The sequence below is a fragment of the Methylocystis sp. NC52PC genome, from assembly GCF_055698645.1.
Map to the genome: position 1 here is coordinate 883,876 of NZ_CP170127.1, position 13,576 is coordinate 897,451.

The following is a 13,576-nucleotide window of genomic DNA, read 5'->3' on the forward strand; positions in this document are numbered from 1 at the left end:
AGGCGAATGTCTCGTCGCCGAAAGATGGAGTGAGCTTCTGTTGACGGCCGTCGAGGCATTCCGGTTTCTGCGCCGCATGCGGCTCGACGCCGTCTCGATCGCGGCGGCGTCCGCGCTGCTCGTGGGCTGTGATCTCGAATGGGAGAAGCCCGACATCGCGGTTCCGCCGCCGCCGAAATTTCGCGAAGCCAAGCCCGTGAACGCCACCGCCATCCCGCGCGGGCCGGACTTCGCCGCCGCATTCGGCTCCAAGGAGCTGATGCAGCTCGTCACCCAGGCGGTGGGCGAAAATCTCGACATCGCCGCCGCCGCCGCGCGCATCACCCAGGCCGACGCCCAGGCGCGCGTGGCCAGCGCCGCGCTGTGGCCGAATATTTCGATGCAGGACATCGCCCGCACGACGCGCGTGCCGGGCACAACGACGAACGTCGCCTCGGCCGGATCGAACATCACCCCGGCCTCGACGGCGACCGGCTCGTCGCAGCAGACGCCGCTCACCGGCTTTCGCGCCAGGGAATTCGGCTTCTTTCAGCTCGGCCTGACGGCGAGCTACGAGATCGACTTCTGGGGCAAGAACGAGGACGCCTCGTACGCCGCGCGGCTCCTCGCCAACGCCAGCCGTTTCAACCGGGACACGGTCGAAATCTCGACGATCTCCTCGGTGATCAACGCCTATTTCCAGGTCCTCACCGCGCAGGACCGGCTGCGCATCGCCCATAACAACGTCGCCATCGCCGAGCGCGTCTTCCGCGCCATTCAGGCGCGTTTCGAGGTTGGCGTCGCCAGCGCCCTCGACGTCGCGCAGCAGGAAAGCGTGCTCGCGCAGGCCCGGGCGACCATTCCGCCGCTCGAGCAAACCTTGCGGCAGACCAAGAACCAGCTCGCCGTGCTGATCGGCCAGACGCCCGAAAGCGTCGACGTCAAGGGCGGATCGCTGACGAAGTTGACTTTCCCTCGGGTCACGCCCGGCCTGCCGTCGGAAGTGCTGCTGCGCCGCCCGGACGTGGCCGAAGCGGAGGCGCGGCTCGCCTCGCAGGAGTTTTCGGTGCTGCAGGCGCGCGCCGCCTTTTTCCCTTCGATTACGCTCACCGGGCAATATGGCGTGCAGAGCGCGCTGCTGCACAACCTGCTCCGGCCCGAGGCGGTCGCCTGGCAGGCGGCGGCCAATCTCACCCAGCCGATCTTCGACGGTTTCAATATCCAGGGCCAGTACGAGAACCAGAAGGGGCGCTACGCCGAGCTTGCCGCCCTCTACCGCAAGCAGGTGTTGACGGCGCTCCAGGAAGCTGAAAACGCGCTGATCGCGGTGAAGGAGCAGGCGGCCGCCCTAAAGGCGCAGGGCGCCGCCGCCGCGGCGGCCGCGCGCGCCCTCGAGGTGGCGGAGGTGCGGCTGCAGGAGGGCACGATCGACATCATCACCCTCTCGACGACGCAGACGACGCTTTTTCAGGCGCAGGATCAGCTCGCCGTGGTGCGGCTCACTTACTTTCAAGCTGCGACGAGCCTATATCAGGCGCTCGGCGGCGGCTGGTCTCCCACGACGAGAGACGCCGAGATCGCACAAGCCAACGCGGCCTATGAGGCCGATAAAGGGATCTTTCCATGATCCGCGCGGACCGGCGGGTTCTGATGGCCATTGGAGCGCTCGCGCTGGCGCTCGCCGCCGGCTGGGCGTGGCAAGGCGGTCTGCGTTTTGGACAAGGCGACAAGCCTGCGGCCGAAAGCGCCGAGGGCCCCGACGGGCGGCGGCGGGACGAAGCCGTGAGCGTCGCGACGGCGAAGGCGCGGATCGAGGACGTGCCGGTGACGATCGACGCCGTGGGCACCGTGCAGGCCCTCAATACGGTGACGATCCGCACCCAGGTCGACGGCCGCCTTCTGCGCCTCGCTTTTACCGAAGGCCAGGACATCAAGAAGGGCGAGGTTCTCGCCGAGATCGACCCTGCCCTCTACCAGGCCCTCTTCGATCAGGCGGTCGCCAAGAAAGCGCAGGACGAGGCCAATCTCGCCAACGCCCGCGTCGATTTGACGCGATACGAGAAGCTCGTCGCCGGCAAGTTTCTCTCCCATCAGCAATACGCCACGCAGAAGGCGCAAGTGACGCAGCTCGAGGCGCAGGTGCGCGCCGATCAGGCCGCGATCGACAACGCCAAGACGACCCTCGACTACGCCACGATCCGCTCGCCGATCGACGGACGCGTGGGCATCCGGCTCGTGGACGTGGGCAATATCGTGCACCCTTCCGACCAGGGCGGCATCGTGGTCGTCACCCAGCTGAAGCCGATTTACGTGGTCTTCACCCTGCCGCAGCAGGCGCTTCCGGCCGTGCAGAAGGCGCAGGCCGCCGGCCCGGCCAAGGTTCGGGCGCTCGGCGCCGACAACGCCACGACGCTCGAGAGCGGCGAACTCTCGGTGATCGACAACCAGATCGATCAGCTGACCGGAACGGTGAAGCTGAAGGCCACCTTCTCCAATCAGGATCTGCGCCTGTGGCCGGGGCAGTTCGTCAATGTGCGGCTGATGCTCGACACGATCCGCAACGCCGTCGTGACGCCGAGCCCTGCGGTTCAGCGCGGACCCAATGGCGCCTTCGTCTATGTTTTGGGGGACGACGGCCGCGCCCATATGAAAAGCGTCACAACAGGACGGCAGGATGAGAACATCGTCGTCCTGACCTCGGGGCTCGAGCCCGGCGCAACCGTCGTGACCAGCGGATTCGCGCGGCTTTTCGACGGCGCGAAGGTGCGCGTGGCGCATGTCGAGGAGCCCGCCACGGCGGCGGCGACGCCCGCCGAGCCGCAGAAGGAGCCCGAGGGCGGCGGGCGCCGGCGACGCGGCGCAAAAGGGGATAGCGCAAGAGGGGACGGCGCAAAGGGAGAAGGTTCTCCCGGAAAGTGACCTGACGCGACATGAATGTATCGGCGCCCTTCATCAAGAGGCCTGTTGCGACCTCGCTCATGGCCTTCGCGCTGCTGCTCTTCGGCATTCTGGGCTATATGCGCCTCTCGATCTCGCCGCTGCCGCAGGTCGACTTCCCCACAATCCAGGTCACGACGCAGCTTCCCGGCGCCAATCCTGACACCATCGCCTCGCTGGTGACGGCGTCGCTCGAGCGGCAGTTCGGGCAGATCCCGTCGCTGACCAGCATGTCGTCGCAAAGCTCTTTCGGGCTGTCGCAGATCACCTTGCAATTCGATCTCGGCCGCGACATCGACGCCGCCGCTCAAGACGTGCAGGCGGCGATCAATTCCGCCGCCTCGACGCTGCCGCGCGACCTGCCCTATCCGCCGGTCTACGCCAAGGTGAACCCGGCGGACACGCCGGTGCTGACGCTGACGCTCGGCTCCAAGACCGCGACGCTGCGCGATCTCTCCGACCTCGCCGACACGCTGATCGCGCCGCAGCTCGCGCAGGTGTCGGGCGTCGGCCGCGTCTCCGTGCAGGGCGGCGTGCGGCCGGCGATCCGCATCGAGGCCGATCTCGCGCGGCTCGCGGCGAACCGCATCGGCATGGAGGATTTGCGCCAGGCCGTCGCCGCCGCCAACAACGCCGGGGCCAAGGGATCGCTCGAAGGCCGGCGCCAGTCCTATACGCTCGAGGCCAACGACCAGATCCTGCAAGCCAAGCAATACGAGACGATCATAGTCGCCTGGCGCAACAAGGCGCCGGTGATGCTGCGCGACGTCGCCACCGTCCGGGACGGCCTCGAGAACGCCCGCGTCGGCGGCTGGCACAACGGCGAGCAGTCGATCATTCTCGACGTGATGCGGCAGCCCGGCGCGAATATTATCGCCACCGTCGAACGCGTGAAGCAGACGCTGCCGAAACTGCGGGGCGAACTGCCCGCCGGCATGCGGCTCGACATCGTCAACGACCGCACCGACACGATCCGCGCCTCGATCCACGAGGTGCAGCTCACCCTCGTCATCGCGGCGGGCCTGGTCGTGGCCGTGGTGCTGATGTTCCTGCGCAGCTGGCGCGCGACGCTGATCGCCGGCGTCAGCCTCCCGCTGTCGATCATCGCGACGTTCTTCTTGATGTGGGCGGCCGGCTTCTCGCTCGACAATCTGTCGCTCATGGCGCTGACCATCGGCACCGGCTTCATCGTCGACGACGCGATCGTGATGATCGAAAACGTGTTTCGCAATATCGAGCACGGCAAAACGCCGCTACAGGCGGCCCTCGACGGCGCCAAGGAGATTGGCTTCACCGTCGTGTCGCTCACGGTCTCGCTGATCGCGGTCTTCATCCCGCTCCTGTTCATGACCGGCATCGTCGGCCGCATGTTCCGCGAATTCGCGTTGACGCTGTCGATCGCCGTGGTCATTTCGGCGGTCATTTCCCTGACGCTCACGCCCATGCTCTGCGCCGTGCTGCTGCGCGCCGCGCCCGAAAGCGGCGATTCGCGGTGGGAACGGCTGTCGCTCTGGCTCGACCACAAATACTATCGCTCGCTCGACTGGGCGCTCGCCCATCAGCGCTTCATGATGATACTGACCGCCGGCACCTTGGCGCTCACCGTGGCGCTCTGGGCCTATATTCCGAAAGGCTTCCTGCCGCGGCAGGACACGGGCGTGCTCAGCGTCGTTCTCGAGGCCTCGCCCGACGCCTCCTTCGAACGCATGAAGGCGCTGCAGGCGAAGGTCGCCGAGGCCTTTCGCAAGGATCCGGACGTGACCGGCGTCACCTCGGTGCTCGGCGTCGGAGCGCTCAACGCCACGACCAATGTCGGCCGCCTAACCGTAACCCTGCGCAATCGCGACCTGCGCGACGCCACTGCCGACGAGATTGCCGACAGGTTGAAGCAGGACGGCGAGAAGGTCGCGGGCGCCACGCTGTTCATCGAGCCGGTGCAGGATATTCAGATCACCACGCGGCCGAGCCGCTCGCAGTATCAATACACGCTGACCTCGGCGGACTCCGGCGACCTGCTGCGCTGGTCCAACCGCCTGCTCGATCAATTGCGCGCGACGCCGGGCCTGAAGAACGTCGCCGCCGAAACGCAGGACGGCGGCCTGCGCGGGCTGATGCGCATCGACCGCGACAAGATGGGGCGACTCGGCATCTCGGCGCAGGACGTCGACAATGTTCTCAACGACGCCTTTGGCCAGCGCCAGATTTCGACGATCTACACGCAGTCGAACCAGTATCGCGTGATCCTCGAGGCGGCGCCGCAATATCTGCGCGACATGTCGGCGCTCGAGAAGCTCTATGTGGCGCCGGTCGGCGGCGGCCCGCAGACGCCGCTCGCGACCTTCGTGCGTATCGACAACGTCGCCGCGCCGCTTTCCGTCGCGCACCAGGACCAGTTTCCCGCCTCGACCATCAGCTTCGATCTCGCCAAGGGCGTGGCGCTCGGCGATGCGGTGAAAATGGTCGCCGCGGCCGAGAAGGCGATCGGCATGCCGCCGACCATCACGGGCGTGTTCAGCGCCGACGCCGCGGAGTTCAACAAGTCGCTGGCGAGCGAGCCCTGGCTGATCCTCGCCGCCGTCATCGCCATCTATGTCGTGCTGGGCGTGCTCTATGAGAGTTTCGCCCATCCCTTCACCGTGCTCACCACGCTGCCCTCCGCCGGCGTCGGCGCGCTGCTCGCGTTGCTGGCGCTCGGCATCGACCTCTCGATCGTGGCGCTCATCGGCATCGTGCTGCTGATGGGCATCGTGAAGAAGAACGCGATCATGATGATCGACTTCGCGCTCGAAGCCGAGCGTCTCGAGGGGCTCTCGCCGCAGGAATCGATCGTGCGCGCGGCGCAACTGCGCTTTCGCCCGATCATGATGACGACGCTCGCCGCGTTGTTCGGCGCGCTGCCGCTCGCGCTCGCGCATGGGCCGGGGAGCGAGCTGCGCATTCCGCTCGGCGTCTCGATCATCGGCGGCCTGCTCGTGAGCCAGGCGCTGACGCTCTACACGACGCCCGTGCTCTATCTTCAGGTCGAGCGCCTGCGTCAGCGGCTGCTCGGCGGAACGCCGGAGGAGGCGCCCGCCGAAACGCCCGGGCAGGCGGAAGAGCCGCCACACCGGCGGGAGGCGGCGGAGTGAACGTCTCCGAACCCTTCATCCGCCGGCCGGTCGGGACTACCTTGCTCGCCGCCGCGCTGTTTCTGATCGGCGCCGTCGCTTATTTCTTTCTGCCGGTTGCGAGCCTTCCGGCCGTGGACTTCCCCGCGATCGGCATCGGCGCCTCGCGCCCCGGCGCCGACCCCGAAACCATGGCGGCCTCGGTCGCCGCGCCGCTCGAGCGGCGTCTTTCCGGCATCTCCGGGCTGAACGAATTGACCTCGACCAGTTCGCTCGGCTCGACGCAGATCATCGCCCAGTTCGACATCGACAAGGACATCGACGCCGCGGCGCGCGACGTGCAGGCGGCGATCAACGCCTCGCTCGTCGATCTGCCGAGCGACCTGCCGACGGCGCCGACCTTTCGCAAGGCCAGCCAGTCGACCATGCCAGTGCTGGTGCTGGCGCTCACCTCCGACACGCTGCCGACGAGCGTCGTTTTCGACGCGACGGACTCGGTTATCGCTCAGCGCATTTCGCAGGTGCCGGGCGTCGCCGAAGCGCGCATCGCCGGCGCCGAACAGCCGGCGATCCGCGTGCAGGTCGATTCGGCGCGGCTCGCGGCGATGAATCTCGGGGTCAATGAAGTGGCGCGGGCGCTTTTCGCCGCGAATGCGCATTCCGCCGTCGGCGCGCTGGCGGGAACCACGCAAGAGATCACGCTCGGCACGACCGACCAGCTTTCGACTCCGCAGGATTATCGCAACATCGTCGTCGCCTCGCGGGGCGGCGCGGTTGTGAAGCTCGGCGACGTCGCGTCGGTCGAACGCGGCGTGCGCAACCGCATGTCGGCGGGGTGGTACAATGGCAAGCCGGCCGTGCTCGTCATCGTCACCAAACAGCCCAACGCCAACGTCATCGAGACCGTCGATCACATCAAGGCTCTGCTGCCGCAGCTTCAGGAATGGGTGCCCTCGGGCATCAAGATCAATGTGCTCGCGGACCGCACCCAGACGATCCGCGCCAGCATTCACGACATCCAGTTCACGCTCGCCATTTCCGTGGCGCTGGTGATGATGGTGGTGTTCGTCTTCCTGCGCCGCGCGACGCCGGTCATTGCGGCGGGGATCACCGTGCCGCTGTCGCTCGTTGGCACCTGCGCGGCCATGTGGCTCGCGGGCTTCTCGATCGACAATCTGTCGCTCATGGCGCTCACCATTGCGGTGGGCTTCGTCGTCGACGACGCCATCGTCATGATCGAGAACATCGAGAGCAATCGGGAAAAAGGCCTGAGCCGGTTGGAGGCGGCGCTCATCGGCGCAAAACAGATCGGCTTTACCGTGGTGTCGATCAGCCTGTCGCTGGTCGCCGTCTTCATCCCGCTCCTGTTCATGGAAGGCGTGATGGGGCGTCTCCTGCGGGAATTCTCCGTGACGCTCGCGTTCACCATCGTCATCTCGACGGTGGTGTCGCTGACCGTGACGCCGATGGTCTGCGCCTGGCTGCCGGCGCGAGAGAAAAAGCATCAGACCCGCTTCGATCGGTGGATCGAGGGCGGGCTGGATCGGATCGTCGAGTTCTACTCGCGCACGCTGCGGCCCGTGGTCGACCATCCCTGGATAACGCTCGTCGTCATTCTCGTCACAGTGCTGTGGACCGTGCAGCTCTACCGCACCATTCCGAAGGGCAACCTGCCGCAAGACGACATCGGACTCATCAACGGCACGACGGAGGCTTCGCCGGACGTTTCCTTCGAAGAAATGTCGCGGCTGCAACGGCGGGCGACCGAAGTCCTGCTCGCGGACCCGGACGTCTCCGACGTCGGCTCCTTCATCGGCGCCGGTCCGCTCACGGCCTCGGGAAATCAGGGTCGCGTCTTCGTCTCGCTGAAGCCGGTCGGCGTGCGCAAAGCGTCGAGCCGGGAGGTCATCAACCGCCTGCGCCGGGAATTCGCCAAGATCGAGGGCTTGAGCGTCTACATGGTGCCCTCGCAGGACTTGCGCAGCGGCGGGCGCGTGAGCAAATCGCAATATCAGTTCACCCTCTCCGACGCCTCGCTCGAAGAGCTGGAGGAATGGCGCCAGAAAGTGCTGGCGCGCATGAAACAACTCCCCGAACTCGTCGACGTGACGTCCGACAAGGAGCAGGGCGGACTTCGCGCCTCGGTCGTTATCGACCGTAACGCGGCTTCGCGCATGAACGTGCCGATCGCGGCGATCAACGCTGCGCTCAACAGCGCCTTCGGTCAGCGCCAGGACACGATCATCTACACGCAGCGCAACCAGTATCGGGTCGTGTTCGAGACGCCGCCGTCGCGCCAGCGCGACATCCGCGATCTCGCCGGCGTCTATGTGTCGAGCTCGACCGGCGTGCAAATTCCGCTGACCTCGCTCGCGCGCATCGAGCGCGGGGCCATGCCGCTCGTCGTCAACCATCAGGGCGTGTTGCCGGCGGTGACCCTTTCCTACAATGTCGCGCCCGGTTCATCGCTCGACGCCGCGACCGCCGCCATCGAAGCGATGATCCAGGAGCTCAATCCGCCGAGCAGCCTGCACGCGGGCTTTGCGGGCGACGCCGCCGACTTCCGCAAGATCGCGCGCGGCATGGCGACGCTCATCCTCGCCGCCCTGCTCGCCGTCTATATCATCCTCGGCATTCTCTACGAAAGTCTCGTGCATCCCATCACCATCATTTCGACGCTTCCTTCCGCAGGGCTCGGCGCGCTGTTGTCGCTCGAGTTGTTCGGCGTGGAATTCACGGTGATCGCCTTCATTGGCATTCTGCTGTTGATCGGCATTGTGAAAAAGAACGGCATCATGCTCGTCGACTTCGCGCTCTCCGCGGAGCGCGAGCGCGGGCTTTCAATTCACGACGCGGCGCTGGAGGCGGCGAAGGAGCGCTTCCGGCCGATCCTCATGACGACCCTCGCGGCGATGTTCGGCGCCCTGCCGCTCGCTTTTGCATCGGGAATCGGCGCGGAACTCCGCCGCCCGCTCGGCATCACCATTATTGGCGGCCTGCTGCTCAGCCAAATTCTGACGCTCTACACGACGCCGGTCATCTATCTGCTGATGAGCAAATTGCGCCGCGCCCCCAAGCCGGAAGCGGGCGCGCAGGAAGGCGCGGCGACCGCCTGAAGCCGCCGCCCGCTCCGCTTCAAACGACGCCTAATGCGCTTCGGCGTCGGGATGTTCGAAGAAGAAGCGCAACACCTGCGCCTTGCCGCAATCCTCGATCGGCACGTGCCAAAACTTCGAATCCATGAAGGGGAAGCGCTCCATCGGCAGATGGATCTCGGTGAGCCGCGCGTGATTGTCGAAGCCGCGCAGCATGGCGCTTTCGAGAAGCTTCAACAGCTTCTCCTCACAGTCCGGCACCTCGGTGACGGTCAGCACAGTATTATTCTGAATCGGAAGAGCTTTGTCGAAATATTGATCGATTATCGCCGGCGCCATGGTCATGCGTCTCCGCAGCTCCTCGAGATGGAGCGTCGCGATGATTCCCCGATTGCCAACACGATCGCAAACGACATTTTTTGCGACGCTTAAGATGGCGTTCACAACAGAGGAATTGCTCGCCGGTTACTATTTGGTAAAGGAATTAAGGCAGCTTTGTGGAGGGGCAAGAGCGTCCCCAGCGGTCTTCGAAGACCAGGGTCTCCAGCGGCAGACGCGACGCCCAGCGCTTCACCTCCAGTTCAGGTTTGACGTAAGCGCGCTCCACGAAGCCGACGCAGAGATAGGCGACGACGGCGATTTCCTGCGGAATGCCGAGAATGTCGCGCATTTCGCTCTCGCGCATGATGCTGACCCAGCCGACCCCGACGCCCTCGACGCGGGCGGCAAGCCACAGATTTTGCACGGCGCAGGCGGTGCTCAAGAGATCGGTGTTGGGCTGCTGGGTGCGGCCGAGCCCCGTCGACCCGTGACGGCTGCGGTCACAGGTGACGCAAATATTGACGGGGGCCTTGAGAATGCCTTCGAGTTTGAGATTGCGATAGTGCGCGCGCCGCGCCGGATCGAGGATTTGCTCTTCGGCCGCCGCGCCGCGCCGGAAAGCTTCATGCACCGCCCCGCGAACGTCGCGGTCGCGAATGACGATGAAATTCCAAGGCTGCATGAAGCCGACCGAAGGCGCATGATGGGCGGCGTCGAGAATCCGCATGAGAACGGCCTGGGGGACGTCGTCGCTCAAGAACTCGTCGCGCACGTCGCGGCGCGTGTAGATCGCGCGATAGACGGCGGCGCGCTCCGCCGCGTTGAAGGGCGCCGTGGGGCCGATCGCTTCCGCCGCCTCGTCCGCGGCTAATGGCCGCGGGAGGGGTTTTTCCCCAACCATTACTCGATCTCCAGCGCGTCGGAGAGGCGCCGCCACGCGGCCTCGTCCGGCGGAAGGCCAAATCGCAGCCAGTCGGGCCGCTCCGGAAAGGACCGTGCGAGAACGCCCTTCTCGCAAAACCGCGTAAACCAGTCGCCGGCCCGTTCATGGCGGTAGAGGCGAAACAGCGAGACCCCGCCCAAAAGCTCGAAACCGGCGCGCGCCAGCGTCGCGTCGAGACGCGCGGCGTCGTCGCCGCAAGCCGCGGCCGCTTTCCGCCGCCAGTCGAGATCGGCGAGCGCCGTTGCGCCGATCGCGAGCGCCGGTCCCGAAACGGCCCAGGGCCCGACGCTAGCGCTGAGCGCCGCGGCGCGGGGAGGCGCGCAGATGGCGAAGCCAAGCCGGACGCCGGCCAGCCCATAGGCTTTGCCGAACGACCGCAGCACGACGACGCCGTCTTGCGCCGCAAGCGAGACGGCGCTCTGCTCCGGAAAGAAATCCATGAAAGATTCGTCGAGGACGAGCGTGCCGGCCTTGCGCGTCATCTCCCGCGCCAGCGGCGCGATTTCCTGCGGGGACAGCAATCGGCCGTCTGGATTGTTGGGATTGACGATCACGGCGGCGTCGAAAACGGCGAGATCCTCCAAGCGCGAGACTGTGGAGACATCCGCCCCGGCGGCGGACCAGCGGGCGCCATGCTCCGCATAGGCAAAGCCCAGAACGCCGACGCGGCGCGCCGGGAAGACGCGCGGCAGCAGCTGGATGAAGGCCTGGGCGCCGGCGCCGGCGACGATCGCCGCCCGGTCCGGCGCGCCATAGGCGGCGCGGGCGGCGACCAGGAGCGCCGCGACGGCGTCCTCATCGGGCAAACGCGCAAAGACCTCTGGCGCGAGCGGCGGCGGCGGATAGGGACGCGGATTGATCCCGGTCGACAGATCGACCCAGGGCTGCGGCGCGTGGGGATAGCGCCGGCGCGCGGCGTCGAGCCGGCCGCCATGCGCGAGCGGCGTCGCCGCGAGATGATGCGCCGTCATCGGGCGATCTCCAGCAACCCGCCGAGATCGAGGTGGCTTTCGCAATGCGCGGCGAGCGCATCGAGCGTCTCCTCGATCGACTGCTCGAAGCGCAGCGGCGACGTCTCCGCGCCGATCCCTGCAAGAAACGCCGCGCGCAACGCGTCGTCGGCAAAAAGCCCGTGCACATAAGCGCCCATGACGAGGCCGTCGCCCGACATGGCGCCGTCGAGCCGGCCGTCGTCGAAGCGCAGCAAAGGCCGCGCGCAAGCCGCGCCCCGCGTCGCGCCGACATGCATCTCATAGCCATGAAACGGCGCATCGAAGGCGAGCGCGCGCCCCCTGACCTCCACCAGCGTTTTAGTCTCCGTCAGCGTCGTCTCAATGTCCAGAAGGCCGAGGCCTTTCGCGTCGCCGGCGTCGCCTTCCACGCCCAATGGATCGCAGAGCGCGCGGCCGAGCATCTGATAGCCGCCGCATATGCCGAAGACACGCCCGCCGCGCCGCACATGGGCGAGAAGGTCGATGTCCCAGCCATTGGCGCGAAGCGCGGCAAGGTCGGCGATCGTCGCCTTGGACCCGGGCAGAATTACGAGGCGGGCCGCGGCGGGAATGGGCTCGCCCGGCGCGATGAATCGCAGATCGACGCCGCGCTCGGCCTTCAGAGGATCGAGATCATCGAAATTGGCGATATGCGGCAGCAGCGGAACCGCGATGACGACGCCGCGTTTTTCATTGGCGCGCCGCCCGCGCAGGCTGAAAGCGTCCTCCGCCGGCAGCCGCTCGGCAGCCTCGAAAAACGGTAGAAGGCCGAGGGCGCGCCAGCCGGTGCGCCGCGCGACGGTGCGCATGCCGTCCGAGAACAGCGCGGCGTCGCCGCGGAACTTGTTGACGATGAAGCCCTCGATCAGGGCCGCGTCGTCTGCGTCGAGCACCGCCTGGCAGCCGACGAGCTGGGCGATGACGCCGCCGCGGTCGATATCGCCGACGAGCACGACCGGCGCGTCGACGGCGCGGGCGAAGCCCATATTGGCGATGTCGTTGGCGCGCAGATTGATCTCCGCCGCACTGCCTGCGCCCTCGATAAGGACGAGATCAGCCGTTGCGCAAAGCCCTGCAAAACTTTCCATGACGGCGGGCATCAATCGCGGCTTCCAGCTCTGGTAGTCGCGCGCCGTCGCCTGGCCGGCGACGCGGCCGCGCACCACCACTTGCGAGCCATTGGCGCCCTGCGGCTTGAGCAGGACCGGGTTCATATCCACGCTCGGGGCCAGCCGCGCCGCGCGCGCCTGCAAGGCCTGGGCGCGGCCGATCTCGCCGCCGTCGGCCGTGACGGCGGCGTTGTTCGACATGTTCTGCGACTTGAACGGCGCGACCTTGAGCCCGCGACGCACGAAGGCGCGCGCGAGCCCGGCGACGACGAGCGACTTGCCGACGTCCGACCCCGTGCCCTGGATCATCAGCTTGCGGCTCATGACGCCAGAAAGGCCAGCACGGCCTCGACGTCATGCGCGACGGGGACGTCCGTTCGGGCCGGCGGCGCGATCATCACCACCGGCAGGCCCAGCGCCCGCGCCGCCTCGATCTTGGCGTAAGTGAGGGCGCCGCCGCTGTTCTTGGTCACGACAATGTCGATGCGCTTTTCGCGCAGGAGCGCGATTTCCGCCTCGCAGGCGAAGGGGCCGCGCGCGGAGATAAGCTCGCAGCTTCGCGGCAGCTCACGGGGGTCGGGTCGTTCAATCACGCGCAGCACATAATCATGCTGCGGGGCGTCGCGAAAGTCCGCGACGCCCTGCCGCCCGATTGTCAGAAACACCCGGCGCGGCGTTTCTCCCAGCGCCGCGGCTGCGCTTTTATTGTCCGCAACCTCGATCCAGCGGTCGCCTGGCTCGGGCGCCCACGGCGCGCGCACATAGGCGATGAGCGGGACGCCGAGCGCCGCGCAGGCCGCGCCGGCGTTCGCCGAGATCTGCGCGGCGAAGGGGTGGGTGGCGTCGACCACATGCGTGAAGCGCTCCTCGGTAAGATAGCGCTTCAGCCCCTCGACGCCGCCGAATCCGCCGACGCGCGTCGGCAACGCCTGGACGAGCGGCGCGCTGGTGCGGCCGGCGAGCGAGACCACGCCGTCATAGCGAAGCGCGGCCACACGCGCGGCAAGGGCGCGGCCCTCGCTCGTGCCGCCGAGGAGCAGAATCCGGCGGGCGGCCCCCCGCCCGGCCTCGCCGTCCCCTTCATTGCACAAAG

9 protein-coding genes are annotated in these 13,576 nt (G+C 67.0%); 4 read left to right on the forward strand and 5 right to left on the reverse strand.

All coding sequences use genetic code 11. From position 1 onward, the window contains the following. Nucleotides 1–76 precede the first annotated feature (76 nt). Genes ACETII_RS06110 through ACETII_RS06125 form a run of 4 tightly spaced genes read left to right on the forward strand, consistent with a single transcriptional unit; the run spans nt 77 to nt 9,139 of the window. The gene (locus ACETII_RS06110) at nt 77–1,606 is read left to right on the forward strand and encodes an efflux transporter outer membrane subunit (RefSeq protein WP_472788126.1); all 1,530 of its coding nucleotides are present in this window, start codon (nt 77–79) and stop codon (nt 1,604–1,606) included. Beyond that, on the forward strand, nt 1,603–2,898 hold the full coding sequence (locus tag ACETII_RS06115) for an efflux RND transporter periplasmic adaptor subunit (RefSeq protein ID WP_472787480.1): 1,296 nt from the start codon (nt 1,603–1,605) through the stop codon (nt 2,896–2,898). Before ACETII_RS06110 ends, ACETII_RS06115 begins: the two co-directional genes overlap by 4 nt. 11 nt (nt 2,899–2,909) lie before the next feature. Further along, nucleotides 2,910–6,044 carry an efflux RND transporter permease subunit gene (locus tag ACETII_RS06120; protein WP_363349994.1) on the forward strand — a complete coding sequence of 1,045 codons (3,135 nt, stop codon included), beginning with the start codon at nt 2,910–2,912 and terminating at the stop codon, nt 6,042–6,044. Further along, on the forward strand, nt 6,041–9,139 hold the full coding sequence (locus tag ACETII_RS06125; protein WP_363349995.1) for an efflux RND transporter permease subunit: 3,099 nt from the start codon (nt 6,041–6,043) through the stop codon (nt 9,137–9,139). The genes ACETII_RS06120 and ACETII_RS06125 overlap by 4 nt, the downstream gene beginning before the upstream one ends. 30 nt (nt 9,140–9,169) lie before the next feature. Here the strand turns inward: ACETII_RS06125 and ACETII_RS06130 are convergent, their stop codons facing one another. The 5 genes from ACETII_RS06130 to ACETII_RS06150 form a co-directional block, all read right to left on the reverse strand. Then, entirely contained in the window at nt 9,170–9,463 is a 294-nt protein-coding gene (locus ACETII_RS06130) for a hypothetical protein (protein WP_363349996.1), read from the reverse strand. A 139-nt stretch (nt 9,464–9,602) separates the two neighbouring features. Continuing rightward, the gene (gene bluB / locus ACETII_RS06135; RefSeq protein WP_472787481.1) at nt 9,603–10,340 is read right to left on the reverse strand and encodes a 5,6-dimethylbenzimidazole synthase; all 738 of its coding nucleotides are present in this window, start codon (nt 10,338–10,340) and stop codon (nt 9,603–9,605) included. Beyond that, nucleotides 10,340–11,353, reverse strand: coding sequence for a threonine-phosphate decarboxylase CobD (cobD, locus tag ACETII_RS06140; RefSeq protein ID WP_472787482.1), 1,014 nt, complete (start codon nt 11,351–11,353; stop codon nt 10,340–10,342). Before cobD ends, bluB begins: the two co-directional genes overlap by 1 nt. Next, nucleotides 11,350–12,807 (reverse strand): cobyric acid synthase, encoded by a 1,458-nt coding sequence (locus ACETII_RS06145; RefSeq protein ID WP_472787483.1) that lies wholly within the window; start codon nt 12,805–12,807, stop codon nt 11,350–11,352. Before ACETII_RS06145 ends, cobD begins: the two co-directional genes overlap by 4 nt. Further along, nucleotides 12,804–13,574, reverse strand: coding sequence for a cobalt-precorrin-6A reductase (locus ACETII_RS06150; RefSeq protein ID WP_472787484.1), 771 nt, complete (start codon nt 13,572–13,574; stop codon nt 12,804–12,806). The genes ACETII_RS06145 and ACETII_RS06150 overlap by 4 nt, the downstream gene beginning before the upstream one ends. Nucleotides 13,575–13,576: the final 2 nt, after the last annotated feature.

What these genes read in the sequence shown, in the direction of transcription:
- ACETII_RS06130 (WP_363349996.1), bottom strand. Translation starts at nt 9,463, where the DNA reads ATGACCATGGCGCCGGCGATAATCGATCAATATTTCGACAAAGCTCTT.
- cobD (WP_472787482.1), bottom strand. Translation starts at nt 11,353, where the DNA reads ATGACGGCGCATCATCTCGCGGCGACGCCGCTCGCGCATGGCGGCCGG.
- bluB (WP_472787481.1), bottom strand. Translation starts at nt 10,340, where the DNA reads ATGGTTGGGGAAAAACCCCTCCCGCGGCCATTAGCCGCGGACGAGGCG.
- ACETII_RS06110 (WP_472788126.1), top strand. Translation starts at nt 77, where the DNA reads ATGCGGCTCGACGCCGTCTCGATCGCGGCGGCGTCCGCGCTGCTCGTG.
- ACETII_RS06115 (WP_472787480.1), top strand. Translation starts at nt 1,603, where the DNA reads ATGATCCGCGCGGACCGGCGGGTTCTGATGGCCATTGGAGCGCTCGCG.
- ACETII_RS06145 (WP_472787483.1), bottom strand. Translation starts at nt 12,807, where the DNA reads ATGAGCCGCAAGCTGATGATCCAGGGCACGGGGTCGGACGTCGGCAAG.
- ACETII_RS06120 (WP_363349994.1), top strand. Translation starts at nt 2,910, where the DNA reads ATGAATGTATCGGCGCCCTTCATCAAGAGGCCTGTTGCGACCTCGCTC.